Origin of the sequence: Mycobacterium sp. WUMAC-067, from assembly GCF_020217485.1 — a bacterium.
GTDB lineage: Bacteria > Actinomycetota > Actinomycetes > Mycobacteriales > Mycobacteriaceae > Mycobacterium.
Genome location: NZ_JAEKMI010000057.1, coordinates 1 through 25215, shown reverse-complemented (window position 1 = coordinate 25215; position 25215 = coordinate 1). Strand labels below are relative to the sequence as shown.

Sequence of the window (25215 nt, the reverse complement as noted above, 5' to 3'; positions counted from 1 at the left end):
TAACAATTCAAATTTGGTGCCAAAATCTCCATGGGTAGGCCGTCGCCGCAGCGTAGACCATATCCGCTACGTCGACCGGTCGCCGCTCCCAACCCTGCAGCAACTCCATCGTGCGTGCGGTGACCCACTGCGCCTGATAACGCTCGCGATCTCCTGTGGAGGCCTCCGGCCGAGGCCGGTTCGCGCTGAGGTTCACGTAGTACACGGTTGAGGCGATCCGGTACTGGTTCCATACCTCCTCCGAGATGTGGTCGCCGGTGCCCAGCACATCCCACATCTGCCGCAGATCGAGCGTCATCTCCCCCGACATCTTCACAGCTTCGATCATCTGCACAGCCAGCGGCACAACGACCTGATTTTCAACCATGCGCGTCTCAGGTTCAGTGGAGGTCGTCTGCTGAACCCGGGCATACACCTCCGGGTGCAACGCTTCGAGACGATGCATATGCATATCGTCGAGAATCGGGCGGATGTAAGCACCGTCATCGAATTCGCGTTGACAAACCGCGTATTCGACCCCTGGCACCCGACCGTAGGGGCTGTCCGCGGTTACTGCCATGGCAACCAGATGCGTTCCGCCGCGGCCGCGCAGCCGTGCATATTCGGCTAGCACCTCGGCAGGATCGGATGACCCGAACCAGCCTTCCCGAAATTGGTTGTCTACCAACTTATCTGCCGTCAACAGACGGGCAGTACGTGGCAAGAACACTCCCCGCGGAATGTAACCAAAGCCTTCGTTGGACATCACCACGCACTCGGTGGCCCCGCCAGCCTCGCGGCGAAATACGCCCACGGCCCACTCAATGCACGCGTAATTAACAATGTCGCTGTCACGACGGAGCTTGCGCGCCAACACTTTTGCGGTTGCCAGTTCGGCTGACTCCGGTCGTCCACGGTTGCGGGCGCCAGCTCCGGCGCTGACAACACTTGCCGGCACAACCACCGCCCCACCCGATCCGACCGTCGATCCAGCTGCCGGCCCGGTTGTCGGCGCGGAGCCACCCGGTGTGGCCGTGTTGCCAGCAGGGGCGACGGGGGCTGCAGCACTTGCGCCACCCGCAGCTACGGGGGCCGCGGGAGCGCCCATACCCGGGGGCGGAAGCATCATCGCCGCCGGTGCAGCACTCGTCGGCCCGCCAGACGTGGCAAGCCCCGGCGCTGCGGGGCTGACTGCCGGAGGGGTCGCACCTGCTCCTGTCAACCCGGCCGAAGGAACGCCCGCACCCGAAGTCAGCCCTGCCGCTGGAGTTGCGGCTGCTTGCCCTGCGGCCGGCGTTCCAGTGCCGGTCGCAGGCGGCAGCGACCCCAACGCCGATCCGGCTGAAAGTCCTTGGGAGAACGCCGGTCCCAACTGTGCCGGTGCCCCGGCTGCTGGTGCGGCATTAGCGGGCAGGTTCCCCAGCCCGGCAGCCTGAGTACCGGGCAGCTGCCCCATACCGCCGGGCAGCCCGCCCAAGCCCCCACCAGAGCCCAGGCCTCCCATGCCACCCCCACCGGGCATCGATCCAAGTCCCCCCGTCATCGACGTCAACCCCGGCGGGAAACCAACAGACTGAATCCCGCTGCCACCACCACCCGGCATCGGCATCTGCCCGGCACCCGGATAAGGGCTCCCCATCACCGCAGGAGTGGATCCTGGTCCCGTCGTCGCCGGCTCGCCGTCCTCGCCCTTCGCTGCACCACTGTGGCGCGGCGTGTGCCCATTACCTATTCCCTGCGGATTGCCAGTGCCGTTGGGGTTCGCGGGGTCGCCGTTGTCATCACCTAGTCCGGAGCCCTCTTTGCCTGTGGGTACGGCTATTCCGCCTCCGCCGCTATGGGGCAAGACGGGGTCTTGAGGTGCCGGACCGCCTAGGCGTGAGGTAAGAGCCGTGATATCGGTGCCTGCAGTGTGCTCGAAAACTCCGGCCTTGGCTGTAGCGGCTCCTACCGCGCTGGTCGTCAGGGCTCGGGCGTGCGTGTGCCAGCGCGCCGCGATCTCCTGCTGTTGTATCGCGTTCTTGGCCTGCGACAGTTCAGCATTGGCTTTCATCAAGACGTTCCGTTGGGCGGTTTGCGCGTCGCGGTAAACGCCAGCGACTCCGTTGAAATAATCTGCCGCCGCGTTGTATATCTCGACCATCCGGCCGTAGTCTGCGGCCAATTGGCGATTCTTTTCGTGCCCAGCTTCCCAACCGGGCGATTGTGCGGCCTCTTCGCGCATCGCATTGGCGGCTTTGAGCTGCTGCTGCAGCTCACCGACTTTCTCCGCCAACGCCGCGTAGTGCGCCGCTTGGGTCTCCAACGGCTCTGCTGCTGGCGGCACCATATCCGGGGTGATGATGATGTTCCCAGCGATACTGGTTGCGGGCACATCCGCCACGGCTCCCTCTTCCTCACACTACCGGCAAGCGGCGTTTACCTTGTCTTCTGCGGTGTTTGCACGACCGATCGCGGCGTTTCGCAAGCTGCCCTTGCGATGCGTGGTGGCGTTTTCCATGTCCGAGCTGGCCGCAAGGTAGTCGTCGATCCCTGAGCGGATCGTTGCCGGTGTATCGGCGGGCAGTTCACGGCGCAGGTATGCGCTTTCCACCAGGATTACCCGCGCCTCGTTGGCCAAGGCCTCTTGGGTGCCAGGGTCATTCCAGTCGGCTGGAGCGTGGGCCACCGCGTTCGTGGCCGCGTCCATTGCTGTCGCGGTAATCCCCCACACTTGGCATGCCTTTGTGCGTGCGGCTGCCACCTGGTCGGAACTCGGGGCAGGTGGTGACCACGGCGCAACCACCGTACTGACGGGAACTTTGGATGGCGTCATCCACGCTACTGCGGCAAGGACGGCGGCTCCGACCGCAACGACTAGCGCCGCCGCCGTGCCCCCCACCGCCCCGCGGCCGGGCCCCGCCGGTGGCGGAAGCTGACGTGGCGGGAAAGCGGGTGGGAGCGGTGTCCCCGCTTGGGGCGAGTGCAGGGTGGCGGTCATATGCTCACCACCGGTGTCAGGTCCTGAGCGTTCTGGTTGTCGGTCTGAAGGTCTGCGGTCAACGATTGATCGTTGCGTTGAGCCACCTTTCCACCGCGTGGCGCCAGCGCGGCACCGGCTCCCGCGACTTGCTGGTTCACACCTGCGCTTGCTGCCACGCTCGGCGCCCACATTGAAGCCGCGTGAGCCCCCCCGGCTGCCGTGGCCGCCGCGCCATGGGCCGCGTGCTCGGGCACGGTCGTAGCAAACTCGACCGTTGCCGAACCGGTCAGCATGTTCGCCGACTCCGCCGCAGCGGGAATGACCTGCAGAATGTCATCGGTTCGCATCACTCACACACCTTGTCGAGTCGATCTCCCGCACTTCTAAGCGCTAACACGAACGGCTGGGCATCGTGGTCGGACAGCTCGCGGGTATTGGCGTCGACCAACCGAATTACTGCGGTGACATATTCATTGGTCGCGTCTAGCACGTTCTTCGGGGTAGCCGGCGGAAGATGCTGTTGGATGTACTGCGTCTCCAGTATCACCACAAGCTGGAAGTTGCCCAGTGCAGGATGGTATTGAGGCGATTGCCGGTCTCGCGCAGCGTCGAAGAAGTTCTTTTGAGCAGCAATTATCGATTTGTCCGCCGTATCGCTGGCGTCGCAGGCTTCCTTCTTGGCCGCCGCCACTTGCTCCGGGCTGTAGCTCACCGGCGGTGGGGGTGGCGCCATCACCGTGGTGGTTGTCGCGGCCGGGTTTGATGCGGTCAACTTCATCGCACTCATCACCGTTGCGCTTAACGCCAGTAGCAGCGCGAGCGCCAGCATTACCCATACCGCCAGCCAGCCCGGCCCGCGTCTGCGGTACACCGGTGGCGGTGCAGGAGCTTGTGGGGGTGGCACGTAGCTGGGCGGTGGTGGCAACACCGCGGCACCGGTCGGCACACCGACCGTACTCGTGGAGGTGGGCGGGCCGCCGGTCGCAGCGGGGTAGCTCGGCTGCCCAACTGCCTGCGGATTCATGCAATCAGCGTACTGTCCTGCGGCGACATCGGGCTACCGTTGGACGCGAATCCAAGACGAAACCGGTGCTCAGGTGGCAGTCCAGATCTCACTTTCGGGATTGATGAACGCTTGCACAGCAGCGTCGAGCGCTTCCTGGTCTTGGCCGCCTCCCACGCTCGCTGTTTCCTCGGCCGCGGCGTTGACTGCCTCGTCGATCGTGGTGTTGATCAGCTCGGCCAAAGCCCCGTGTGAGTAGCGGGTGGTGCAGCCCTGCGCCAGCGACAGCGAGGTGAGTTGTCCTTGGGAGTTCACCGACAACACGACGTCGCCATCGCCGCCGATGGCTTCCAGGTCGATGCCATCCATCTCCTCGAGCAGCTTGGAAAGCATCGTCGACACCCGTTCCATGCGCGCTATGACACTGGCGGTTAAATTCTTATCCGCCTGGTAGCCGTCATACTCGTACACCGTCACGGGGCCTCACCATCGTCGTCGGACGCAATTTCATCCTGCAGGTCGGGCAGGGCCATCGACACCGAATCGAGCTGGGCCATCACTTCAGCGACCAGATTCTGATCGGACTGATAGCCGACGCACCCATTCACGCTCACTGGTCATCACCGCTGCCCGGGTCGCGGTCGACGCGTCGGCTGCGTGACCGAACGGTCACCGTGCGCTTCGGCCCGTCTTTGGGGTAGGCAGCGGCGTCAACGGTGGCCGTGTGCCGAATTGGGTCTCCCCGTTCGCCTTTGATCGGCTCGGAATTAGGGCGCGATGGCATCTCGATCGACTTGTCCGGGTCCTTTACCTTGCGCTTGGCCGCCCCGGCGCCAGCGCCCATGCCCCCCATCGGGGGCATGAACATTGGGGAGCCGCCCATACCGCTCTCAGCGGCGGCAGCGGTGGGACTCGGGGTGGCGCTGGCCCCCGCCAACGGGGGCGAGGTGGGGGAACTCATTCCGGAGATCGCTGAAGCCGCCGGCTTGAGATCTGCGCCGCCGCTGGCCGCCGGGGCGGTAGCGCCGTCGTCACCACCGCCTCCGCCGGCACCGCTGCCCAGGGAGTCTGCTGGCTCAATTTTGGCCGCGTCGTCCAGCCCGTTCTTGCCTGCCATTCCTTGTGCCAAACCTGCAACGCTCTGGGTGGCTTGCTGGGCCAATCCCTGCAGCTCTTGGCCTAATTTCTGCGGTATCTGGGTGGCCATCCCGACCCCGGCGCCCAGCAGGCCGGTCAACATCGGCGGCAAAGATGAGGCCATTCCCGGCATCGCACCCGTTCCCGCAGGCGCTAGCGGGTTAGCGGCGGGATCACCATCGCCTGCATTGAGACTCTCGTCGAGGCCGGCGGGGTCGGTGTCGGGGTCGACGTCGCCGGCGTGGGTGGTGCCCGGGTGATCGCGTGTCGGTTTTGGATCCGCTCCCTGCTGAGTTGGAGACGGCGGGGTGTCCCCTTGTCCGGCACCAGGTTCCACGATTGCTGGGGCTGGCGGTGGCCCCGGCGGAGCCTCCGGTATCGTCTCGCCGGTGTGGTAGCCAGCGGCCACAACCTGGGTGTGGTTCGTTAACTGGGTCAAATTCGTGTGTGCCTTAGACACCGCGGCCGCCGATCCCGGACTGGGATAAGAGCTGTTGAGTGCGATCGCGTTGTGGAGCTCGCGGTGACGGTTAGCGAACTCCGTGGTCGTCGGAGTCGCCTGCTTGGCTTGTGTAAATCTGTTCTTGTGGCTGCCGGCGAGCTTTCCAACGGTGTCGGCATGGCGGGCCATCTCCTGCGCCCAGTCCGCGTAACGATTCAACGCCGCCGAAATACGCGGTCCTGCTTCCCCTTTGAGATGTTCACTGACCGTGGCCGCCCCGCGGCGGGCCGATCGCGCGGCAGCGCTAAATCCTTCTGACAGTGCCGCACAGTCGGCCACAAACGCATCCCCGGCAGCGGGCTGACCGGCTTCCATGATCGCCGCCGTCGTTTCGGCTGGGCGGGGTCCCGGCGGGGCGATCGGCACATCAGGCGCAACAAGATTCACCGTCACCGCCGGGGTGAAGCCCGGCGTGGAGGGTGCAGGGTTACCTTGCAAGCTCACCACCGCTTGATTGGCCTGGTCCATCTGCCCATACGCGACTGCTGACTGGGTTATCGCCTTGGCGCCGGCCGCAAGGACCGTCGACCCGTCAGCAGCTCGCGATGCCATCACCGCCGCGTGCTCACTGAGGCGGGCAGCCACGCTCGTTGATGTCTCATCGGTGGCCAGCGGAGGGTGCACCGGCGACTGCGCGCCGAGCCTGGCAAGGCTGTTAGCGGCGGCGACCAGCCCCGCGACCGCACTCTGCAGTCCGGCAACATCGACCTGCAGCACTGCGGTCCTCCCTCCGTGTTCTAGCTGACGTTGCGACGAGTTCTCTCAGAAATCGATCAGGGCCTCATAGCTGGCAACCTGATCCTTGGTGGGCAACGCACTGGACACGGTCACGTGTTGAGCCTCCCACTCCTGACGCAGCGCCAACTGCGAGCGTAAATGAGCCAGCGTGTTCAATTTGATGATGCGGTTAGCCAGTTCGGCGTCGCTGAGCTGCATCGCCGCCGCCTGAAGCTCCACGCCTAACGAGTTGCCGCTGCGGCCCACCGCCACCACGATCGACTCATCGCGGCTTGCGACCTCGAACACCACGGTGTCGTAGTCGGTCGACGGCGCTTCAGACATGTTGCTAATCCGTGGAAATCGTCAAATTGGCACGGTTGTCAGCGTTCATCTCCGCCATGCGCGCCGCGGCGGCGCGAAGCTGCTGCGCCATGGCCCCGTGCCGCTCTTGTTGGTCGCGCAATGCGGTCTCGCGGTCGTTGACCGCGGCCACTGCAGCACGACGCGCCTCGTAAAACAGCGGTCCCCACGATTCGGCCGCAGCCACGGTGCGGGCATGGTCAGCACGGGCCTGCCCGCACGCCTCGGCGGCGCGTTCGTGGGCGATCGCCCATCGGATCAGGTCATCGGTGTTGACCTGCAAGGCCTGCTCATTCACGGTCATTACGGTACTCCCTCACGTTGCAGTAAAAGTTCGCTTAAGTGGTCGGCGGCGCCGGTGCGGGCGCCACGGCCGGTGCCGGGGCGACGGCCGCCGAAGTCACCGTTGTCGCTGTTGGGGCCGACACGCGTGTCCACCCCAAGAAATTCGGGCCAGTGTCGAGCTGGTCAATCGGCGTGACCTGGCCATTGAGCCAAACATGGTCTTTGTCTAGAGCCATGACCCGATGATCGGTGTATTGGCCCACATCGCCGAATTGCAGCCGCGAGGGTGCCATGGGTGAACTCACCGGCGAACCCAGCGGCGGCAACTGAAGATTGGCCCCTGCAAACGCGTCGTCGATGCTGTCACCGGAGAGCACCGCGCGTCCGGCCTGCGCGAGTGCGCCATTGGCCGCGGTTCGCACCGATTGGTCGGGCAGCTGGACCTGAGTCGACGGTGTTGGCGTCTGACCTGGCGCTGCCGGCGCTGACGGCGGCGGGGTGGATCCGCTGCCAGCGTTTTCTGTCCCCGCCTTGTCCCCTTTGTCTGCTTTGTCCCCTGGGTCGTGCAGTCCGGCCGGCTGGGTGCCATCTCGCGGTTTGTCGTCACCGGTGTGCGATCCGGACGGGTCTTTCAACGAATCGACGTGCTCATCAGAGGCCTGGTCCGGATCGTGGCCGCCATCGCGTAGCGCCCCACCGATCGCCGAACCCAAATCCCCCAGCCCGCCGCCACCGCCTCCGCCGAGCGAGGGAATCGCTGAACCGAGCGCACCTGGCAGCGAGCCAAGAGCGCCCATCGCAGGCCCGCCCATCATGCCCAACCGCGACATCAACGGATCTGAGGCCAGCCCGTCCAGTAGCGGGTCATTGCCACTGCCAGTGCCGTCACCGGTCCCGGCCGGAGAATCGGCACCACCACCCGGTGTAGTGCCGGTTGAGTCCGGGTTGCCGCTGCCAGTGCCGTCGCCGCTCGAACCCTTGGTGTGCGGGTCATCGCCGGGTTTCTTGTCTTGCAACGCCTGATAGCGCGCCGAGAGACCATCCAACACCCGCGCTTGTGAATCTGAGTCCAGCCCAGCGTTTTTCAGGACGTTGAGGATGTCGTCGGTTTTTCCCTGCAAGAACTCTGCCAGCTGCTGTTGGCCGGTCGCAGTATCCAGCGATGACCCCAGCTTGTTGACCTGGTCGATGATGTCTTGCTGCAAAGCTTGGAGCCGCTGACGACCATCAGCGCTAGAGCTCGACGCTTTAAGCAGAGCGTCGGCCAGTTTGTCGTCAGCGTCATTGAGCGCCGAATGATTTTTGGCCAGTGCCTCGTCGAGCCGTTTGGCTGCTTCTGCCCCTGCCCCGCTCAGTCCCGGTGGCGGTGGCGTGCCCGCCGGGGAGGTCGGCGCCGGCGACTCCGGCGGGGGCGGCGGGGGCGGAGGCGCTGCGGGTTGGTCGCGGCCCAGCGCCTGGTTGATTTCGGGCATCGGAGCCGTATCCGGGTTAATGCCCATGTAAGTGAGCTTGGCTCGGTCGAGCTTGGTGAGCTGATCGCGTGAGGTGACCGGAGCCGTTGGGGCCGGGTCTAGTGGCATCGGGCCGCCGGGCGCCGGGCTTTGAGGGAAGGGTGACCCCAATACCTCGGATACTCCGCCGAGCACCTGGGACAGCGCTACATCGGTCCAGCCCGTCATGTTCGGGACGATAAGTCCCGAGTCGCTTTAGCCGCTACCAACAACGCCACATTCACCAAAAACCGGCTACGCCAGCATGTCCACACGGCTTGTCGACTTTTGTTTTCTTTCAAGACACGCCGCACCAGATGCGTCCTGCAACTTCGCACACCTGCGTCAATCAGTCCGGAGATACGGCACACAGGAGTGCCTTAAGCCGGGGAGCCTCGCGACTGTGAGCGTAGCCGGCGAGCCAATCGGCGATCTTAGCTGCAAGCTCCACCGGCAACGATCGCGTGCTCTACATCGGTAGCATCGAGCACCGCGCGCATATCCATCGGCGGCAATGACTTTCGGGTTCGCAGCGGGCCCATCACGGGTTGCGCCTCCTCGATACTTCTCGCCGCACGCCCCTTCCCCGCAGTGGAATCCCCGGCTGCACAAGCAGTAGCCGCCAACACCGACATACGCGCGCGAAAGCCGACGCACCTCTAGCAGGACCAGCCTGGACAAGAGCAGGGTCAAATTGTCACGGTGACGAATCAGCCTGGCGCACGGGGCGCTATTGCAACCCGGGCGGGCGCCGATCATCTGACCGGTGGCGCCGAAGAAGCGGCCTTGCGGCTGGCAGTAAGTACGTCCTGGATTTCCGCAATCTTCATGTCGACGTCTTGCACGACTGCGTGCGTGATGCCCGGATCGTCGGCTAGCTTAGCGGGGATACCGTCGCGCAAGCTGGCCAGCTCGTCGGCGATCCACTTTATTCGACGCGATGCGAACTGGTCGCCTTCGACAAGTGGCATCGCCCGCGAGGCCAACCTGACACCTCTATCAGCGATCCGGGCGCTGCACCCCTTTGGTTCCAATGTTAAATCCCTTCGAGCGCTGCACTTTCCACCAACGCTAGGGCAACTTATCGGCCTAGGCGACGGTCACGGTCAAAATTCCCGCCAGAACTTTGACGCGCGAAGGTTGATCGCCGGCCTTGGGGTAGATCTGCATCGCGACGGGCCATGGGGGCTGTACGCCGCCCGTTGTTGGCAGGCCGTCCCCCGGGTGTGGCTTCTAGTTAGTAGTTAGTGGCCTTCCTGCGGATAGGTTGGTGGCCCCAGAGGACCGGAAGGGTTGTACGGTTCGGGGGTTAAATCGCTGTGCCACATATAAATCCCGGACCCTGGTAACCATTCGTCGTATCCGTAGGGTGGCAGTGGGTTAGAGCCAGGCGGATAGATTTTCGCTCCCGGAAAGGCCGACTGCGGTACCCACACGCCTGTGTTTGGGCCCAACTGGACATATGGGTCTGGATTGCCGCGTTCGTCGACGACCGTTGGTGGCCCTAGGGCTCCGGGCGGATACACCTTGTAGCCGGGGATTTCATCGGATCTGACAAAGTAGTGCGGAACTTTGTCGGGGTCGTCTGCTCCTGACCGGTCCCATATATCAACCCACGGCGGCGAATCAGGAAAGTTGGGCGGGCCCATCCCACCCGGGCCGGCGTCATAGGGCATATGCCGCTTATCACCCGGCTTCCACGTGCGCGAATCCAGCGGCGCAGCAGGTGGTGACTCCTTGCCGTGGCTACCGGAAAGGCGCCCGTAGTCAGCGCTTTGGATGGTGCCGGCTATTTCAGCGTTGCGCTGCTGGAAGTTTTGCAGCAATCCCTTCGCCTGGTTGAGCTGACCCTGCAAAAAGCTGGCGAGTTGCTGCTGCCCTGCGGCGCTACGTGTGCTGGGGGCCAGTGCGCTAACCCCCGCGCGGGTCTGAGCGATCAGGTTGTCCATGCTTCGTGCTCCCGCCGCGGCGGCCTGTCCGGCATGGGTCAGCGCCGGATTGACTTGGCCATCGGCGGCTACCGTGCGGTCTAACGCATGGACCTGATCGGCGTTGGTCGCAGCGTAGGTCGTCGCTGCCTCGCCTTGCCAATTGGCAGCTGCGGCCTGCCCCACTGGCGCTACAGCTGCTCGGCCCGCCATCAACTGCTGCGCCGAAGGCAACGACGCTTCGAGGGGCGCCGCGCCGAAAAGCCGGCGAGCATCACTGAGCACGCGACCTGTCTCGGCCACCAGTCCATCGAGTGACGACATACTGGCCAGTATTACCCAGATCCAGTGCGGCTTCTATCGCCGTCTCCGACTTCGTGCTCATGTGGTGTGCGGGGCGTCGGCGACCGGATCGGCCAACTGCTCGTTCATTCGGTCTCCGGCATGCACGTGCTGGCGTACGAGCGGCGTCGCAGCTTTATTCAATGCTGGGGCTGCGATCCAGGTCAGGGGTGCTGGGGTGCGCGGCGTGCACAGGTCGCTAGTGAGTGCGCGCGCTTGTCTGATATCGAGCCGGACGGCGGACTTTTGTTCGGGCGTGCTCGTGGCATCCAGAAGGAGGGCCCGCGCGCGTTGCTGGACGGCATGGACGTGCTCGCGGCGGGCGAGATTGTCGGGCAAGGCTTGCGCGGCGCGGATGTCTTGTTGGGCTTGAGCCGAAGGTCCGGATTCGGGCATGCCGCACAGTAAACCGCGGGGCTGTGCCGCGCGACAAAGGCTGCGAGGTTTCGCCATGTGTCGGCATGCGGTGGCGACGGCTCGAATATGCCGCGATGAAAGGGCACGGGGAACTTCAGCGCCACACAAGGGACCGTTCGAATGTAGTGTCTAACTTCCGGTTTGGATATTCAGAAGTCGTGCTCGGGACCGGCGAGGCCTTGCTGGTGGTCGTGTTGTTCGAGGGCGAGGCGTTCTCGGGCGCGGACAATTTTGCGTAGGGCATCGGCGCTGGGGTAGCCGAGTTCTTCGACCAGGGCCGGTGTGGGGTTCAGGAGCAGGCTCCATCCGGGTTTGCGGCCGCGGGCGGCCATGCGTTGTTCGGCCGCGGCGGCTTTGGCTTTGGCTTCGGGGCTTTGGGCGGCCATGCGCAGCTCGAGGGTGAGGGCTTTAAGTTCTGCGTCTTTTGTGGCCAGTTCGTCGGCGTGTTCGAACGGTGCTGGGGGGTTGGTTACAAAGTCGTCGAGGGCGGCCTGGTCGCGGTCGCGTTCGTGCTGCAGTCGTGCGTGGTGTTCGGGTAGGCCGGTGTAGAGGTTTTCCACGCGGCGCAGCAGTCCGAGTTGTTTGGGGCCGTTGACGTCGGAGCCTGGACCTGCGCCGGTGGATAACAGTTCAAGGCCGGAGATTTCTGCGGTGCGCGACGGCACGGCTAGTCGTAGTAGCAGTTGGTCGTGGGTGAGGTCGCGGGCGGCCAGGATGTCGATGCCGTAGATGGTGGCGCCGATGGGTTCGAAGCGGCTGGCGCCGCGGTCTTTGCCGGCGGTGTAGGCGCGCCGGCAGGCCGCAGCCAGTGCGTGGGAGGCGGGGACGCGCTCGGTGTAGGTGGTGTCTGCGACGGTCAGCCGTGGTGGCCCGCCGGCGGAGGCATGCGCGGCGGCTGCCCTGGCGAATGGAGTGAGCTCGTCGATGGCGCGTTGTTTGTTGGGAATCGCGCGCTCGAGCACACTGACTTGCCAGTCGCGGTTGCGCACCGATTGACTGTGTGCGCGCTGCAGGGCGGTGAGGCGTTTGACGGTGTCGTCGAGTTCAACTTGGTGTATGTAGCGCGGGTCGCCGGTGGCGATGGCCTTGGTTTCTGCGGCGGCGGTCCCGATGTCACCGCCGGAAAGGTCGTCGATCTCGATATCGAGGACCTCGTTGCGGCGCATCTGTTCGATGAACAGCGTTTTGGCTTGGACTTTTTGCCACATGACGGTGTCGTAGGAGCCTTCGGTGACGTAGATGAAGATGTCGATGCCGTCGAGGTTTTGGTTGCCTTGGCGCTGAATGCGGCCTTCGCGTTGTTCAAGGTCGCGCGGGCGCCATGGCACGTCGACGTGATGCAGGGCGGCGGCTCGGGCTTGCACGTTGACCCCGGCGCCGATTTTCTCGGTGCTACCGATCAGCACTGAGACGTCTCCCCTAATGCACTGGGCGAACAGCGTTTTGATCTCTTGAAGATTTTTTGCCTCGTGGACGAAGCGGATCGCGGCTGCGGGCATGCCGCGCGCCACGAGTTCGTCTTTGATCGCCTGATAGATGGTGAACTGGGCGGGGTCTTTGGATGGGGTGCCGCGGTCGCAGAACATGATCTGCAGTGCCCCGGTGCCGGCCGGCGCGCCGGTGTCGGGATGGGTATAGGCGCGATGCGCGTGGCGGTAATGGACACGCATGGCTGCGTCGGCGACTGCGCAGGCGCGGCTGTGTCGGGGTTTGGGCAGGTGGGCCAACCGTGGATCCAACGACACGTTGCGCCCGTCGTTGCTGATTTTGAGTGGGTTGTCGCGTCGGGGATTGCGTGAGTCGAGATGATCGAGGCGGTAGCCCAAGTCGGTAATGAAGTCGACGACTTCGATGTCGGGGTGCAAGCTGATGATTTGGCGTTGCCCGGTGCGAAGCGGCGGCAGCTCGACGGGGACTTGGTCGCGGGTGACGACGTCGGTGTAGACCGAGGACAGCGCCAGCAGGGCGGGCAGGTTGGTGAACTTCCCTACTCGCGTGACGGGCCGCAGCTTAGTGCCCGTGGTGTTGACCTCGATGGTGGTGGTGGTCGCGGTAAACGCCGCACCCCAGTCCCCCAGGTCAGCGACCCCGGCGTGCTCTAAAAGGTCTGGCCGCAAGTAGGTTTGCATGACCCATAGCTCGCCTAATGAGTTGCTGATCGGTGTGCCGGTGGCGAAGGTCGCGACCCGTTCGACAACCCGGTGCGCGGGAATGCCTTTGGCCAGCGCCTCGTCGCGGCGCCGCTGGCGCAACACGGTGAGTTTGAGGGCGAGGTCCTCGGCACGTTGCGATGCGTTGGGGCACGATAATTCTTCAATGTTGCAGGTGCGGCCCAAGTTCTTGTACGTGTCGGCCTCGTCGATCATCAGATAGTCACAACCGGATTCCTCAAACCGCAACCCAGTGTCTTTGGTGTTGGCGGCTACAAGTTTTTCTAGCCGCGCCTTGGCGCTTTTGATGGCGAGTTCGATGCGCTTTTTGCTGCGGTCGGCTTCGGCGGATTGGAGTTGTTCGCGCAATGTATCGAGCTGGTTTTCGATGTAGTCGACGCGCATATCCGTGGAGACGTTGATCGCGGTGAACGCCGACTGCGGGATGACAACGAGATCCCAATCACTTGAGGCGGTTTGGGCGATGAAGCGGCGCCGTCCATCAGCGGTGGTGGCCGCTGAGCCGAGCAGAATCTTGGCGGCCGGATACCACTGTTGGGCTTCGCGGCCAACTTGTTCGGTGATCGCATTGGGTACCACGAGCCAGGGTTGGCGTACCAACCCCAGGCGCCGCAGTTCCAGCGCTCCAGCGACCATGCTTCCCGTCTTGCCCGCTCCGACAACATGATCCAAGAGAACGGCGGGCTCGGAGATGATGCGCGCGGCGGCGTTGCGCTGGTAGAAGTGCGGCGTGAAGTGATCCGACATGCCAGGAAAACGCATGTGTGAGCCGTCGTAGGCAGGCGCGCGCCGCGAGTTGAAGCGCCGGTTGTATTCGGCGACCAGGGTGTCGCGGCGGGTCTCGTCAGACCACAGCCAGCGGGTGAATTCCTCGCTGATTTTGGCCATTTTGGCTTGGGCGGCGAAGGTGGCCTGCAGGTCGAGGACACCGTCGTCGTTGTTGACGAGGACGGCTTTGGAGTTGCAGGCGGCCTCGAGCAGGCTGACCGCGTCGCAGCCGCGTCGGTCGGTTCCCCATTCGTCGGTCATCAGCCGGCCGTGGCGTTTGTAGGAGGCAACGTCGACGACCCAGCGCCCGCCGATGTGTTCGGCGACCACACCGGTGGCGTCGAATGTTTTCTCGGCGAAGGCGGCGACGACTTGGGCCGGGATCCACGGTGCCCCGGGGCGCATTTTGATGTCTTGGGCTTCACGCTGGGGCGGCAGCACCTGTTGCAGGGCGGCGGCGTAGTCGTTGTAGATCGGGTTGGTTTCGGCCGCATCGAGCGCGCGGGCGAGTTTGGTGCGCACGTTGCCGGACAGGGCACTCACGGCGGGGACGAGTTCGTCGGGGTCGTCGAGGCTGGGATAGACCAGTCCAGCGATCAGGTCACGGGCGTCGTCGACTTCGACTTCTAGCAGGTTGGCGATTAGGTCGACGTCGACGCGCTGGGTGCGGTCCAGGCACACCGCCAACGCTTCTTCGGGGGTGTCGGCGGTGGCGCGCTCCAGCGGCGGGGTGAGCAGGTCGGTGGAAAAGATGGGCGATTTCTGGGCGGAGCCGGTGTCTTCGTCGAAGATTTCCAATGAGGCGACCAGTGCCCATCCGGGGTCGTGGCGCATTCCGCCGTCGAGGTGACGCCGCTTCTTGTAGGGCGCGGGCGCTTCGGAGGCCTCGGTGTCCCATTGCGCGGCGACGTCGTCGGGCACGGGCCCGGTGTAGGGGCGCTCGGGGGTGCCTTCGGCGGTGCGCCAGGCGGTTTCGGCGGCGGCCAAGCGCTGATCGTGGCGTTCTTGGGTGACGGTGGGATAGACCCAGGTGAACCGGTTGAGGGGGCCATGCTGGCGCACGTAGTTGTCGTAGAGGGTGTTGAGGTGTCCGCGGAGCTGGTCGCGCTCGGCGGCGGGCTGGCCGTCGCGTTGGGAGGCGATGAGGCTGACGGCGACGTCGCGCAGGCCGATGAGTTCGCGGGTTTCTGCTAGCAGCGTTTTCGGGGTTTTGTGGGGTTCCCATTGGTGTCCGGCCCAGTATTCGATGCCGCGGTTGGCCTCGCTGTAGCGCAATGTGTAGAGCGGGGTGTCCTCACCGCGGTCGGCCGCGGTGATCAGGCCGGGGTCGAAGACGTCTGCGGAGACCTCGGTGAGTTCAGCCGGCGTGGCGGTTAATCCGAGCCCGTGCTTCATGGCCGAGTCGATGAGCAGGTGTAGCCGGTCGTGCAGCTGCTCGGCGAGCTCGGTGCCGCTGGTGCCGCTGGTGCCGCTGGTGCCGCGCACGACGAGTTGGTGGGAGCCGTTGAGTCCGCGGCCCAGGTGCATCTGGCCGAGCACGTTGTGGGGGTTGGCGACGAAATGGGAGTTGATGTGCAGGGTTTCGCCGGCGCCGGTGTCGGGGTCGGTGAGTTCGATGGCTTCGGTGTTGATCCAGGCGGGCAGTTCGTCTGGGGAGGGGGTTCGGGGATCGCGGCGGCGCAGGATGAGCAGGTCGGTGACGACCTCGGTGCCGGCCACCCGCGTAAACGCCTTCGACGGGAGCCGGATCGCGCCGATGAGGTCGGCTTTGGCCGAAATGTCACGCCGGGCGACCGATTTCGCCGCATCCAGGGTGTAGCGGCTGGTCAGCACAGCCACGTATCCACCGGGGGCAATCAGCGCGAGGGATTTGACGATGAAGTGGTTATGGATGGAGTGACGGGCGGGGTTGTGGGCGGGGTCGGTGACCGCGTAGCGGCCGAAGGGGACGTTGCCGACGGCGGCGGCGAAGCTGTTTTCGGGGACGTGAGTGGATTCGAAACCTTCGTGGCGGATCTGGGCCGATGGGTAGAGCAGGGCGGCGATGGCTGCGGTGGTGGCGTCACTTTCCACACCAACCATGACTGCCTCATCGGGGGCGTGAGCGATGAATGTTCCTGCTCCGCAACCTGGTTCGAGGACCTTGCCACCGCTAAACCCGGCCCGACCTAGTGCTTCCCACACCACGGCGGCGATGGCGGGATCGGTGTAGTGGGCGTTGAGGATGGAGGCCTCTGCCTGGCGGTATTGGTCGCGATCGAGCAACTCGGCCAGGGTGTCCCGTTCGGCGGTGAGGTCGCTGGCGCGGGGGTCGAACACCTGGGGTACCGCACCCCAGCCTGACCAGGTGGCCAGGACACGTTGTTCGGCTGGGGTGGCCGGCCGCTGCGCGTCTTGCAGGGCGCGCAGCAGCTGGACGGCGGCAATGTTGGCGCGGATGCGTGCTTTGGACCCCGATGGCACCAGGGTGTCGAGGCTTGCCGGAAAATCGGTGGGGCTGGTGAATTCTTCTATCCGCTGCTCGGCGGCCGGAGTCGGTTCGTCTGATACAGCCGGGCTTTGTACGGTGCCCGCCGGCGGGTCGATTGGCTGGTGGGCTGGTGTGCGCGGGTTCGGCCGCGGCAGCGGGGCGCCGCCGGGGTCAATCGAGCGCGGATCGGTGGGCTGATCGGCCTCATCGAACAGTGAGGGCTGGGCGTTTACCGCTCGGGTATGCCGTCGTCGCGCAGATCGGTGTAGACCATCTGAGCCAGCGTGCTCGTGAGCGGATCGTCCGGGCCGCTCGGTAGGGGCAGGCCATCCTCGGCCCGGGCGGCTAGCAGGTATCCGGCCTTGATCCGAAACACCGCCGAGTAATTCGGGTCCGGCCACAGATCCGCGATCAGCGCCTCGATGTTCTGGCTGGGGTCGCTGCGATACTGGGGCCGGGTCCAGCGTTGATCCCAGGGCACCTGACTGCGATCGGGCGCTGGGTCGTTGTGCTCCCCCCACAGGTTGCTGGGCTGGCCGTCCTCGGTCGGGATCTGCTCGTAGAGCTCGTTGTTGAGCACGATCTCCATCGCCTGGCTGCGTGCGGTGTTCAGCATCCCTGCCTTGGTCAGGTAATCCGGATGCTCGCCGCGGCTGCGGGTCCACGCCCCTACCGCCTGGGCGCCCATCTCGGCCGCCAGCTCGGCGACCTGGTAGCTGATCCTGGCCGCCTGGCTGTCCAGGAATGTCTCGCGTTGGGCTGGGCTCCACTGCGGGGGCAGCTCGAGCGGGCCCGCGTAGGCCTCCGCCACGATCTGGCGTATCTCTGGGCTCGTCACCACCACCGTCCCCGCCGAAGATGTCGAACAGACCCGGCTGGTGTGGATCTGGCCGCGTCCTCCGTGCCATATTGTGCGCTCCGATCGGCTCGAGTCGGGGTCGGGGTAACCGTGGTTAGCCATAAACTGGCGCAGCCGACGCTCAGCGACCCGTCTTCGTGCCGCAGCCGAGCGTGCATCGGGGGAGGTCATGTCGTTGTGCCGCAGTCGAATAATGTCGGGGTGAAGATCTTCCGGTTGGACCACGAGACCTCGGTACGCGCCGCGTAGGCGCCGCTTTGCGATGTGGCAGATAGGATTTCGACTCGGTCCCAGTCGCGCAGCTCGATGTCATACAGGGTGTTTGCGCTCATTGGGTTGCCTTTCGGTTACTGGGATCGGGGGCAACTGCCTGGTGGTGCAACCATGGGGGCACGATTTGCGCCAGTGGCGGTGCGGATGTGAATGCTGCAGGAGGTCAGCTGCCGGACAAGGCGCAAGTTGTGACCAACCTTGCCTAGTGCGCGCGCATAGTCATCGGGGTTGACGTAAACGCGGATGCGGCGCTGTTCAGGGTTGATGACTTCGGCGATCGCAGACTTGATTCCCAGTGCGTTGATCACGTACCTGGCAGTGTCGCTGTCGTAGGCGATGATGCTGACATGTTCGCCGCAGAGGCGCTTTTCGACGTCGGCGATACGCAGGCCGCCCCACCCGATACAGACGGCGACCGCGTTGATCCCGCGAACACGTGATCGGACCGCGACTTTAGCCAACAGTCCGGGCTCGCGTGCGACCGCAATGATTTCGACGGAGCCGTTGGCCAGTTCGGGCACCCGAGCTGTCAGCGCCGCTCGAACGGGACATGTGATCATCGGATGGCGCCCTTTCAACGTGGCGCCGGCTGGCCGTCCGAGGCGCTGAAAGCGGCTTCCAGGGCGGCGATTTCGCGGTCGGCGGGGTTGGCGGCCGCCGTCCAGGTGACCTCGCGGCCTTCACGGCCACCGCGGGTCAGCAGGCCTTGACGCTCAAGGCCGCACAGCACCCGGTAGATCTGCTCGTGGATCGGGGCGCAGGATATCGCGACCCCCGCGACCGGCACGTCAGGCGCGTGCAGGCGCAACTGTGCCGTCGTGAGGGGCCGTTGCGCGATGCGGAGTTGGGCGAGCAGGTCGTCGCGCAGGACGCGGGTGGCTGCGCTGCTGCTAGGCACTGGCCTTCTCCCTTAGCGTCGCACTTGCCCTGGACGCGGGTTTAGCCGCTTGTCGGCGGCGCAGGTCGCGCTGGGTGGCCGCGAAGTGCACGGCCTGACGGATTTGCAGGGACCGCAGCCGTAGCGCTGGGGGTTGGTTTCGGTAGCGGGCGATGACCTCGCGTAATTGCGCTCGAGCGGCCTTGAGGGCGGCGACGTCACGGGCGCCGGGCATGGCCACGCTCGCCCACACCCCATCGGTAGCGCCAAATCTGAGGGCGTTCTGGGCGCAGGCGACGATGATGGGGCAGTTGGTGCAGATCGCTGCCGACTCTCGCTCCCCGCTATATCCCCTGAACCAGGTGTCGGGGTCTTCGTACTCGCACAGGCCGGTGTCGGCTCGCAAGGGTCGGATGGTGGTCACGGCGCTCTCCATTCCTAATTATACCTGTGCATCATATTGTGTATGTTGTGTACTGACTACGTTTATAGCTGCTCATGCGCTGATAGGCAACATCAGTGCAGATGAAGGTTTCGGCAGAGTAAGTCGACACAGTTCAAGGGCGTACAGCGTATTGGCACCCCTGCGCATCTGCTGCGCGAAACCATGCTTTTCTGCCTTAAACAGGCTATTTCTGTGCATCTCTCGCGTGGCACATCTGTTGGGATCCCGTGTCCGACCGTGGCTGAACGTGGTCAACTTCTATAGTTAACTTGCAAGTATCCGAGAGGTCGTCGGTCGACGACGGCGGCGACGATGGCGAAGGACACGGTGAGCACCAAGGCGACTCCACCTGGCGAGAGCCCGCTAGAGCGGGTCGGCAAGGCCGTTGCCGACCGCCGAGTCGAAGTTGGGCTGGAAACGCAGCGAGAGCTAGCTGACGCGGCGAATGTGTCGCTGAACACGGCCGCGTTGCTTGAGCGCGGCAAGTCATTTCCTCATCGGATCAACCGCGTGAAGTTCGAAGATGCCCTGCAGTGGCCGCGCGGCACCCTCGATGCGCTACGCCGCGGTGAGCCCATCCCGCAGACCCAACCGCGCCCGGCAGCGGCGCTCACGGCGCAGCCCTCGTTCGAGTCGGTGTCGACCGATCCGCGCACCACGTTGCAGGCCTTGGGAATCGCTAAGGCGATAGCGGCGATATCTGCGATATGCGCACAGATTCTGGTGCGCCACAGCAACAGTGCACAGGCGAAGGCAACGCTGCGCGACCTCGACGATCAACTGTTGCAGTTAGAGTCGCTCATTGTCGCGAGTCTGCCGCACGTGCGCGGAAAGTCGTTTAGCGAGACCATGTCGGCGCTGACCGAGCTGCACGAGTATCGCGACGTCATCCGCGACGCCGCCGGGGACGCGCAGGCCTCGACCGAAACTGCTACGCCATCGGCCGGCGCGCCACGTACGAGGCTGGCATCGGCGAAATCCTGACCGGCACACCGGATTGCTGGGCTTCTACGCACTGCGTTGGGCTGATGGCGAGCATGACGTGCCCTGCTTCGGGAAAGATCAGGTCTCCGGCTTCGACGTTTCCATGAGCTACCTTGGCGCCCTGGTGAATCTGGGTGTATGTGTCGGGACCCAAGGTGATGCCGGCCTGAGCGTAGGACCAGTGAACCAGGCCGGAGCAGTCAAATTGGTTGGGCCCCTTGGCCCCCCAGACATAGGGGCACCCCAAGCGGGTTAGTGCGGCTTTGACCGCGATGCGCGCTAATGGCCCTCCCCCAGCGATCGCGGCGTCGTGGTCACCGGCGAGTTCGGGGTTGGTGTGGTGGTGGTTTCGGGTAAGCCCGGACAGGGCGGTGTCGAGGCCGGGGATAGAAAGTGGGCTGCCCACTCCCCCGCCGGCGGCGCCCAGGCCGCCCATCGGCATGCCACCGGTCATGGCGCCGGCGCCCATCGGCATCGCGCCCATCCCTGCGCCGTAGCCGCCGGCACCTCGCCCGATCAACGCCGCCAGCTCCATATTGCGCCGCTCACAGATGCGCAACAGGGCCTTGGCCCGATCCAGCTGGCTTTGCAAATGCGTCACCAATTCCCGCTTGCCTGCCGGGGTTCCGGTGGCAGGAGCGATCGCGGCCACCCCCGAACGGGTATCGGTGATCACCCCATCCATGCCCCCGCCACCCGCGGCAGCAGCCTCTCCCACGCCGGTCAGCGGCGGGCCGGTCCCCGCGTCGGCGGCGATGGTGTGATCCAGGGAAAATAGCTGCCCAGTGTTGGCAACGCCGTACCCGGTGGCCGCCGCACCACCCCAGCCTGCGGCGGCGGCCTGTCCCGCGCCTGCCACAACCTGGCGACCCGTCACCAGTCCCGACGTTGATGACCAACCCCCGTTAATCATCGGCGCCGCCCCGAAAAGCCTGCGCGCATCGCCCAATACACGGCCAGCCTCAGCCACCACCTCATCGAGCGACATACCCGGCAGTATCACCTAAACCGCGCCCACGCGGCTATCACCAGCACCAACTTCGCCGCTCAGTAACCCTTCGGCGGTCGTGTGGGATCGGCCTGCTGGATGTTGGCTGCCAGATTCGACGCGTCAGCTGCGACGCAATAGCGGCCGCGGGCGTAGTTGATGAACGCGCACGCTTCGGATACGTCGTCGAATCGGCTACTTGCTGTGCCCGGCTGGTGATACTGCCGGAACGTTGCACCGGTGAATTGGAACGACCCTCCGCTGGGATCTCCCCTCTGCGCGTTGGCATCGGTGTGGTTTATGGCGTCGTTGCGGTATCCGGATTCACGTTTAGCCACCAGCATCATCCCGGCTTCCCACCGGGCACGTGCTACGGGATCATGAACGCCTTCGATGTCGAGGGCTTTGCGGATCGCCGCGCGGACGCGGTCGGCCCCTGGACCTGCGGGCTCGGCGGCCAGGTTCAATCCCTGATCCGGCTCGGGGTTGGTGTGGTGGTGGTTTCGGGTAAGCCCGGACAGGGCGGTGTCGAGGCCGGGGATAGAAAGTGGGCTGCCCACTCCCCCGCCGGCGGCGCCCAGGCCGCCCATCGGCATGCCACCGGTCATGGCGCCGGCGCCCATCGGCATCGCGCCCATCCCTGCGCCGTAGCCGCCGGCACCTCGCCCGATCAACGCCGCCAGCTCCATATTGCGCCGCTCACAGATGCGCAACAGGGCCTTGGCCCGATCCAGCTGGCTTTGCAAATGCGTCACCAATTCCCGCTTGCCTGCCGGGGTTCCGGTGGCAGGAGCGATCGCGGCCACCCCCGAACGGGTATCGGTGATCACCCCATCCATGCCCCCGCCACCCGCGGCAGCAGCCTCTCCCACGCCGGTCAGCGGCGGGCCGGTCCCCGCGTCGGCGGCGATGGTGTGATCCAGGGAAAATAGCTGCCCAGTGTTGGCAACGCCGTACCCGGTGGCCGCCGCACCACCCCAGCCTGCGGCGGCGGCCTGTCCCGCGCCTGCCACAACCTGGCGACCCGTCACCAGTCCCGACGTTGATGACCAACCCCCGTTAATCATCGGCGCCGCCCCGAAAAGCCTGCGCGCATCGCCCAATACACGGCCAGCCTCAGCCACCACCTCATCGAGCGACATACCCGGCAGTATCACCTAAACCGCGCCCACGCGGCTATCACCAGCACCAACTTCGCCGCTCACGCCTCCCAGCGCTCCCAGCTGTGAGCGTTGCCGTGGGGTGCGTTTGGCTTTCGGCTCGCCGGTGTTGACGCCGACAACCACCACCTGCGATATCGAACGGTGCCACCGAAACCGCTTGACGCCCAACATAATTGAGTGTGGCTGAGCGTGCAGTATGCCACGCCACCTCGATGGATGGGTCAGCTTTCCACGGAAAACTGACCCTCGCGATGCTATGTGAGCAACTTCCTGAGCTGGCCGACCAGTGTCCTGGCTCCTTTATCGCCAAGTTGATCGCGCAACGCTATCGCCAGGGCGCGTGGATCCGCGTCGAACTTTCGAAGCGCCCGCGTCACCGAGCGCAGCGGCGGCGCCGTTGGTTCGTCTCGTGCCGCCGAATCCGAATTGCCGTCTTCGGTTTCATTGGCGGTGTTGGCCCCTTCACTGCGCCGGCCGCGAGCGGCCTTCCACCGGGCCACCTGCTGTGCGAGCGGAACCTGGGCAAGTGAACGCGCTTCGCGAATCGCCAGATCGCCCCTGCGGGTGGCTTCCTGAAGATCGGGTGCCAGTTTGAGTAGCGCGCGCCGATGTGACACCCACGTCTTGCTCTTACGAAGATGTTCGGCCGCGGCGTCAGCGCTGCCGTACTCCCCCACTAGCCTCTCGACAGCTTTGGCTTCCTCGATCACGTCGAATCCCGAGCGGTCGACGTTCTCGGAGATTACAGCCGTGAGCAGCGTTGCGCGATCATTGGCGAGTTCGTCTTTGATCACGATGTCGAGCTCGGGTCGGCCGAACTTGTGCGCGGCGGCCAACCGCCGGTTGCCGATGATTACTACCCACCGCGCCGAAATCGTGGTCTCGGGGTAGATGTTTTGAAATGCTCCTCGGGTGACAACAACTACGGGCTGTAGTTGGAAGTCAACGATGGAGGCCAACTCGTCGAGGTCACCGACCGAATCGCGCGGGTTGTGTGGGTTGCCGACCAGGTCTCGTAGAGCCACCGACCGCGACAGGCCCGACCGTGGGGCGACGACGGGAATCTTCGCGTTTCCGTCAACAGATGAGTTGTCGCCAACAGCATCGACGAGATCATCGAATGTCTTGACACCACCGCGCCCCATTACCGGACTCCTACCATGTTCAGTTCGTCGGCGAGCTTGTAGAAGTCAGCCGCCGCGTTGGCCGCCGAGCCACTCTTCTTGTACTGGGTGACCACGACGCCCTCGCTGCAGGCATTCGTGTGAATCTTGTAGTGCCGCACTACCGTCTCGGCTAAGGGCCATCCCTGTCCGCGAATGAACTTCTGCGTTTGCTTTAACCAGTGTTCGCCATCGCGCGGGTCCCAATCATTGATGAAGACCCGGTAGGGGATGTTGCGCGGTTCGAGAAGCTTACGGATCGTGCGCGCGGTTGGGTCGAAGCACATCGGCGCCGGCAGCACCGGGACGATCGCTTCGGCGGTGACGTCGAGGACGGTCCGCAGTGCATCGGCGGAGTATCCGTCACCTAGACCATCTCGAGAGGAGTCCGCGTCGAGGTCGAACCAGCCGGCGGTATCGACGTAGACCTCGACAATACCGGGCAGGTTGTTGAGCTGCTGCAGCCATTCGAGGGGATCGTCGTGCGCTTGGACAAGATGGAAGGGGAGTGCGTCGACCCGGTTGGCCCACCATTTTGCCGACCCCTGCGGGTCTATCGAGACCGCAGCCACCGGCGAGAACGCGTCGGGCTCGAGATATGCGGTCAGTTTTTGGGCTCGTACGGCGGCCAGATTGACGGTCGCGGTGCTCTTGCCGACACCGCCTTTTTGGTTCAAAACAGTGACAACTTTAGTCATGGGGAGAAGACCTTGGTGCGCTTGGGCCGCGGCTGCGGCCCACTCCGGGAACCGGCCGCCAGGAAATACGTCGCTGACCGAACGACCGCCCCTCAGACACGCTGAATTGTGCATTACATCTCGCCAGTTTTCCGCGGAAAACTGCCCAGATCCAACCGGAGATCGCATGCCGTCTTTCGCGCCTTCCCGGTCCGTCAATCACATCAGCGAGTCCATGACTTGCGTCGATTGACGAGCGACAGGCCAGTTTTCCGCGGAAAACTGGACATGCCGGGCTCAGATCATCACCCCAAAAGTCACGCGATTCCGCCGCGGCAGTGAGTTGTGCGCGCGCCTCATCGACTCGCCGCTCCCGATGGCATCCGGCCACATCATGACGTTGGCCGGCAGCCGCCGCCGAGAGGGTGACCACTTCCTCGGGCACTCGTGGATCGGGGCGTTGATTGCGCCGGGGCCCCGCACGACGTAGGAGTCGAACCGGCGGCATCCGCTGGCATGCACAACCGGGTCCACCCACAAAGCGCCCCCATAGTCGTTCGCACGTGCACCGACGCTTGACGACCTCACCGACACCGTCGGTCGACGGTTCACGGCGCACCAGCACCTAGTGCTTGTGCCGCCACGTTGTTGGGCACGCCACCGCCGACCTCTCGCGCGGCGGCGTCTACCGAACCTAGTGCTTGCGCCGCGGCGTCGGTGGCTGCGCCACCGCCGGCTTCCGGCACCGCGCCCTCTCCTGCGCCCCGCGCCGCGCTGCCTTCCGCGCCTAGTGCATCCGCGCGTGGCGCTGCCTGCGCGTCGGCAGACTTCAACACCGCGCGCACCTCACCGACTTTGACTCCCGCCAGTTCAGCGATCGCAGTGAGGCTTTCACCACGGCCTTGCATCCGGGCCACCGCTGTCGCGCCAGCCTGGCGGTGTTCGTGACGGCGCCGCTCCCCCTCTGCGCGTATCTCGAGGATACGGTTGCGCTCCCACTCGTCGACGGCGACCAGCCGCCCAATCTCGACGAGAAACGACGCAGCGTCATCGACATTTTGACGCTCACGCTCCAGACGTGCCTCGTTGGCCTTATGCTGCGCCTCCCGGACACGCTTGCGCGCCGCCGATTTCGAATTGATGTTCACCACGTGGGAACCATAGGACACACCCATCGTCGCGCTCTACCAACCTGACCAACATCATCTGTGTCCCCATTTGTCCGCACCCACTGTCGCCAAATCAACTGCCC

Annotated in this window: 25 protein-coding genes; 1 reads left to right on the top strand and 24 read right to left on the bottom strand. The window is 64.8% G+C overall.

Annotated elements, in window-relative coordinates; genetic code table 11:
• Positions 1-7 precede the first annotated feature (7 nt).
• The 19 genes from JF781_RS24530 to JF781_RS24440 form a co-directional block, all read right to left on the bottom strand.
• A complete protein-coding gene (locus JF781_RS24530) occupies positions 8-2362 on the bottom strand; it encodes a hypothetical protein (protein ID WP_007172142.1) in 2355 nt (784 codons plus the stop codon).
• A gap of 18 nt (positions 2363-2380) precedes the next feature.
• Positions 2381-2668 carry a hypothetical protein gene (locus JF781_RS24525; RefSeq protein ID WP_007172141.1) on the bottom strand — a complete coding sequence of 96 codons (288 nt, stop codon included), beginning with the start codon at positions 2666-2668 and terminating at the stop codon, positions 2381-2383.
• A gap of 287 nt (positions 2669-2955) precedes the next feature.
• A complete protein-coding gene (locus tag JF781_RS24520) occupies positions 2956-3288 on the bottom strand; it encodes a hypothetical protein (RefSeq protein ID WP_033717256.1) in 333 nt (110 codons plus the stop codon).
• The gene (locus tag JF781_RS24515) at positions 3288-3770 is read right to left on the bottom strand and encodes a hypothetical protein (RefSeq protein ID WP_007172139.1); all 483 of its coding nucleotides are present in this window, start codon (positions 3768-3770) and stop codon (positions 3288-3290) included. The genes JF781_RS24520 and JF781_RS24515 overlap by 1 nt, the downstream gene beginning before the upstream one ends.
• A gap of 264 nt (positions 3771-4034) precedes the next feature.
• Complete coding sequence (locus tag JF781_RS24510) at positions 4035-4421, bottom strand: YbaB/EbfC family nucleoid-associated protein (RefSeq protein WP_007172138.1); 387 nt, start codon at positions 4419-4421, stop codon at positions 4035-4037.
• Positions 4418-4558 (bottom strand): hypothetical protein, encoded by a 141-nt coding sequence (locus JF781_RS24505; RefSeq protein ID WP_007172137.1) that lies wholly within the window; start codon positions 4556-4558, stop codon positions 4418-4420. Before JF781_RS24505 ends, JF781_RS24510 begins: the two co-directional genes overlap by 4 nt.
• Complete coding sequence (locus JF781_RS24500) at positions 4555-6300, bottom strand: PPE domain-containing protein (protein ID WP_007172136.1); 1746 nt, start codon at positions 6298-6300, stop codon at positions 4555-4557. The genes JF781_RS24505 and JF781_RS24500 overlap by 4 nt, the downstream gene beginning before the upstream one ends.
• A gap of 45 nt (positions 6301-6345) precedes the next feature.
• Positions 6346-6645: a DUF2694 family protein gene (locus tag JF781_RS24495; protein ID WP_007172135.1), complete on the bottom strand. Its 300-nt coding sequence runs from the start codon at positions 6643-6645 to the stop codon at positions 6346-6348.
• Positions 6646-6649: 4 nt separating this feature from the next.
• Positions 6650-6946, bottom strand: a complete 297-nt coding sequence (locus JF781_RS24490; protein WP_231588657.1) for a type VII secretion target — start codon at positions 6944-6946, stop codon at positions 6650-6652.
• Between the two features lie 55 nt (positions 6947-7001).
• Positions 7002-8627 (bottom strand): DUF4226 domain-containing protein, encoded by a 1626-nt coding sequence (locus tag JF781_RS24485; protein WP_047324037.1) that lies wholly within the window; start codon positions 8625-8627, stop codon positions 7002-7004.
• 566 nt (positions 8628-9193) lie between these two features.
• Positions 9194-9409 (bottom strand): hypothetical protein, encoded by a 216-nt coding sequence (locus JF781_RS24480; protein WP_007172131.1) that lies wholly within the window; start codon positions 9407-9409, stop codon positions 9194-9196.
• Positions 9410-9682: 273 nt separating this feature from the next.
• Positions 9683-10690: a DUF4226 domain-containing protein gene (locus JF781_RS24475; protein WP_007172130.1), complete on the bottom strand. Its 1008-nt coding sequence runs from the start codon at positions 10688-10690 to the stop codon at positions 9683-9685.
• A 57-nt stretch (positions 10691-10747) separates the two neighbouring features.
• A complete protein-coding gene (locus JF781_RS24470; protein WP_132160395.1) occupies positions 10748-11104 on the bottom strand; it encodes a hypothetical protein in 357 nt (118 codons plus the stop codon).
• A gap of 170 nt (positions 11105-11274) precedes the next feature.
• Positions 11275-16527, bottom strand: coding sequence for a hypothetical protein (locus JF781_RS24465; RefSeq protein WP_007172128.1), 5253 nt, complete (start codon positions 16525-16527; stop codon positions 11275-11277).
• A 236-nt stretch (positions 16528-16763) separates the two neighbouring features.
• Positions 16764-17372, bottom strand: coding sequence for a hypothetical protein (locus tag JF781_RS24460; protein ID WP_033717261.1), 609 nt, complete (start codon positions 17370-17372; stop codon positions 16764-16766).
• A 188-nt stretch (positions 17373-17560) separates the two neighbouring features.
• The gene (locus JF781_RS24455) at positions 17561-17725 is read right to left on the bottom strand and encodes a hypothetical protein (protein WP_007172126.1); all 165 of its coding nucleotides are present in this window, start codon (positions 17723-17725) and stop codon (positions 17561-17563) included.
• Positions 17726-17740: 15 nt separating this feature from the next.
• Positions 17741-18187 carry a transcription elongation factor NusA gene (locus tag JF781_RS24450; RefSeq protein ID WP_007172125.1) on the bottom strand — a complete coding sequence of 149 codons (447 nt, stop codon included), beginning with the start codon at positions 18185-18187 and terminating at the stop codon, positions 17741-17743.
• 53 nt (positions 18188-18240) lie between these two features.
• On the bottom strand, positions 18241-18564 hold the full coding sequence (locus JF781_RS24445) for a hypothetical protein (RefSeq protein WP_007172124.1): 324 nt from the start codon (positions 18562-18564) through the stop codon (positions 18241-18243).
• A complete protein-coding gene (locus tag JF781_RS24440; RefSeq protein WP_072501167.1) occupies positions 18557-18967 on the bottom strand; it encodes a WhiB family transcriptional regulator in 411 nt (136 codons plus the stop codon). The genes JF781_RS24445 and JF781_RS24440 overlap by 8 nt, the downstream gene beginning before the upstream one ends.
• Before the next feature lie 333 nt (positions 18968-19300).
• Here JF781_RS24440 and JF781_RS24435 point away from each other — a divergent pair, with 333 nt between their 5' ends.
• Complete coding sequence (locus JF781_RS24435; RefSeq protein WP_007172122.1) at positions 19301-19972, top strand: helix-turn-helix transcriptional regulator; 672 nt, start codon at positions 19301-19303, stop codon at positions 19970-19972.
• Here JF781_RS24435 and JF781_RS28625 read toward each other — a convergent pair.
• The 5 genes from JF781_RS28625 to JF781_RS24410 form a co-directional block, all read right to left on the bottom strand.
• Positions 19920-20849: a C40 family peptidase gene (locus tag JF781_RS28625; RefSeq protein ID WP_269467003.1), complete on the bottom strand. Its 930-nt coding sequence runs from the start codon at positions 20847-20849 to the stop codon at positions 19920-19922. The genes JF781_RS24435 and JF781_RS28625 overlap by 53 nt on opposite strands.
• A gap of 170 nt (positions 20850-21019) precedes the next feature.
• Positions 21020-21991, bottom strand: a complete 972-nt coding sequence (locus JF781_RS24425) for a hypothetical protein (protein ID WP_085075104.1) — start codon at positions 21989-21991, stop codon at positions 21020-21022.
• A 386-nt stretch (positions 21992-22377) separates the two neighbouring features.
• Complete coding sequence (locus JF781_RS24420; protein ID WP_007172119.1) at positions 22378-23268, bottom strand: hypothetical protein; 891 nt, start codon at positions 23266-23268, stop codon at positions 22378-22380.
• Positions 23268-23984 (bottom strand): ParA family protein, encoded by a 717-nt coding sequence (locus JF781_RS24415; protein ID WP_007172118.1) that lies wholly within the window; start codon positions 23982-23984, stop codon positions 23268-23270. The genes JF781_RS24420 and JF781_RS24415 overlap by 1 nt, the downstream gene beginning before the upstream one ends.
• Positions 23985-24571: 587 nt before the next feature.
• Positions 24572-25114 (bottom strand): hypothetical protein, encoded by a 543-nt coding sequence (locus JF781_RS24410; protein WP_174814220.1) that lies wholly within the window; start codon positions 25112-25114, stop codon positions 24572-24574.
• Positions 25115-25215 lie beyond the last annotated feature (101 nt).

Excerpts from the sequence above, each read along its gene's own strand:
- JF781_RS24480 (WP_007172131.1), bottom strand. The coding sequence starts at position 9,409 with ATGCCACTTGTCGAAGGCGACCAGTTCGCATCGCGTCGAATAAAGTGG.
- JF781_RS24420 (WP_007172119.1), bottom strand. The coding sequence starts at position 23,268 with ATGGGGCGCGGTGGTGTCAAGACATTCGATGATCTCGTCGATGCTGTT.
- JF781_RS24455 (WP_007172126.1), bottom strand. The coding sequence starts at position 17,725 with ATGAGCGCAAACACCCTGTATGACATCGAGCTGCGCGACTGGGACCGA.
- JF781_RS24435 (WP_007172122.1), top strand. The coding sequence starts at position 19,301 with ATGGCGAAGGACACGGTGAGCACCAAGGCGACTCCACCTGGCGAGAGC.
- JF781_RS24415 (WP_007172118.1), bottom strand. The coding sequence starts at position 23,984 with ATGACTAAAGTTGTCACTGTTTTGAACCAAAAAGGCGGTGTCGGCAAG.
- JF781_RS24520 (WP_033717256.1), bottom strand. The coding sequence starts at position 3,288 with ATGCGAACCGATGACATTCTGCAGGTCATTCCCGCTGCGGCGGAGTCG.
- JF781_RS24475 (WP_007172130.1), bottom strand. The coding sequence starts at position 10,690 with ATGTCGTCACTCGATGGACTGGTGGCCGAGACAGGTCGCGTGCTCAGT.
- JF781_RS24470 (WP_132160395.1), bottom strand. The coding sequence starts at position 11,104 with ATGCCCGAATCCGGACCTTCGGCTCAAGCCCAACAAGACATCCGCGCC.
- JF781_RS24515 (WP_007172139.1), bottom strand. The coding sequence starts at position 3,770 with ATGCTGGCGCTCGCGCTGCTACTGGCGTTAAGCGCAACGGTGATGAGT.
- JF781_RS24495 (WP_007172135.1), bottom strand. The coding sequence starts at position 6,645 with ATGTCTGAAGCGCCGTCGACCGACTACGACACCGTGGTGTTCGAGGTC.
- JF781_RS24485 (WP_047324037.1), bottom strand. The coding sequence starts at position 8,627 with ATGACGGGCTGGACCGATGTAGCGCTGTCCCAGGTGCTCGGCGGAGTA.
- JF781_RS24525 (WP_007172141.1), bottom strand. The coding sequence starts at position 2,668 with ATGGACGCGGCCACGAACGCGGTGGCCCACGCTCCAGCCGACTGGAAT.